This is a genomic window from Azospirillum rugosum, from assembly GCF_017876155.1.
Taxonomy (GTDB): Bacteria; Pseudomonadota; Alphaproteobacteria; order Azospirillales; family Azospirillaceae; genus Azospirillum; species Azospirillum rugosum.
Window position 1 is genome coordinate 1 of sequence record NZ_JAGINP010000066.1, and the last position, 1139, is coordinate 1139.

Annotated in this window: 1 protein-coding gene; it reads right to left on the minus strand. The window is 66.5% G+C overall.

What is annotated here, in order from left to right; genetic code table 11:
* Positions 1 to 9 precede the first annotated feature (9 nt).
* Entirely contained in the window at positions 10 to 1080 is a 1071-nt protein-coding gene (locus tag J2851_RS35445) for an IS630 family transposase (RefSeq protein WP_209774088.1), read from the minus strand.
* Positions 1081 to 1139 lie beyond the last annotated feature (59 nt).

A 1139-nucleotide genomic window follows, 5' to 3' on the forward strand; every position in this document is an offset into this window, starting at 1 on the left:
TGCACTGACTCATTCAGAAGGTGCAGGCAGCCGGTTGAGTTTGGCGAAGATGGTCTCGGCGGGCTTGGTCCAGACGAAGGGCTTGGCGGCCTTGTTGTGGGCGCGGATGTAGCGGGTGATGGCCTCCTGGAGATCGGCCACGGATTTGAAGACGCCGCGCCGGATGCTGCGGCGGGTGATGATCGCGAAGAAGCCCTCGACGGCGTTGATCCACGAGGCCGAGGTGGGCGTGAAATGGAAGACCCAGCGCGGATGATCGGCCAACCAGTCCAGGACCTTGGGGTGCTTGTGGGTGGCGTAGTTGTCGACGATGGCGTGGATCACCTTGCCCACCGGGACGGCGCGCTCCACGGCGTTCAGGAACTTGATGAACTCCTTGTGGGTGTGCTTGGGCATGCAGCGCCCGACCACGGTGCCGTCCAGCGTGTTCAGCGCCGCGAACAGCGTGGTGGTGCCGTTGCGTTTGTAGTCGTGCGTCATCGTCCCGCACTTGCCCGGTTTCAGCGGCAAGCCGGGCTGGGTGCGGTCGAGCGCCTGGATCTGGCTCTTCTCGTCGATGGACAGCACCACCGCATGGCAGGGCGGGTCCATGTACAGCCCGACGATGTCTTCCACCTTGGCGGCGAACGCCGGATCGTTGGAGCGCTTGAAGGTGCGCAGGCGATGGGGCTGGAGGCGATTGGCCTCCCAGATACGCTGCACGGCGCGCAGGCTGATGCCGACCGCCCGGGCCATCGCCCGGCCGGTCCAGTGGGTGACCGCGCCGGGCGGTTCCGCACAGGTCAACGCCAGCACTTTGGCCACCGTCGCGGTGGGCAGCGGCGCCCGGCCGGGCTTGCGCGTTTTGTCGCGCAGCAGCCCCTCGACCCCCTGTTCGGCGTAGCGGAGTTGCCAGCGCCACACCGCCGGACGGCTGAGACCGGCTCGACGCGCCACCTCCAGAACGGGCAGCCGCTCGGCCGACAACAGGATGATGTTGGCCCGCTGCACATGCTTGAGCGGGCGGTTGCGGTCAGCGAGGATCGCGGCCAAGCACGCGCGGTCCTCCGCTCCAACGATGACGCTGACGGTCTGGGCCATGCCGATAGAATCGCACATCAGCGGACCCTTGTGAATCCTATGTCTGTGTCAGTGCACTA

Excerpts from the sequence above, each read along its gene's own strand:
- J2851_RS35445 (WP_209774088.1), bottom strand. The coding sequence starts at position 1,080 with ATGGCCCAGACCGTCAGCGTCATCGTTGGAGCGGAGGACCGCGCGTGC.